The organism is Kiloniella majae (genome assembly GCF_002118315.1).
Taxonomy (GTDB): domain Bacteria; phylum Pseudomonadota; class Alphaproteobacteria; order Kiloniellales; family Kiloniellaceae; genus Kiloniella; species Kiloniella majae.
Map to the genome: position 1 here is coordinate 1 of NZ_MTSZ01000036.1, position 260 is coordinate 260.

Annotated in this window: 1 protein-coding gene; it reads left to right on the plus strand. The window is 56.9% G+C overall.

Translation table 11 applies throughout. The features are described 5' to 3' along the window. Positions 1 to 48: 48 nt before the first annotated feature. Positions 49 to 260 (plus strand): hypothetical protein (locus tag BKB51_RS21385; RefSeq protein WP_198946836.1); only part of this gene is annotated, 212 nt, incomplete at its 3' end.

The window sequence follows — 260 nt, forward strand, 5'->3', positions numbered from 1 at the left end:
AGGCGGGAGAGAGAAGAGTGAGGAGCGGAGGAATGAAAAGCCAGAGGAATGAAAAACGGAGGAGAGAAGGACCGCGACTTCTGGGGGATAGGGATGGGAGGCCAAGGGGCCGGAAAGGTGGGAGGGAAAAGGGAAGAGAAGGGGAATGGGGGGGTGAGGAGGGAGAAAGGGAGGAGGGAAAAGAGGGGAAAAGAAAGGGGAAAAGAGGGGGGGGTAGTAAGGAGAAAGAGGAGAAAGGAGAAAGTCTCGGGATGCGGGAG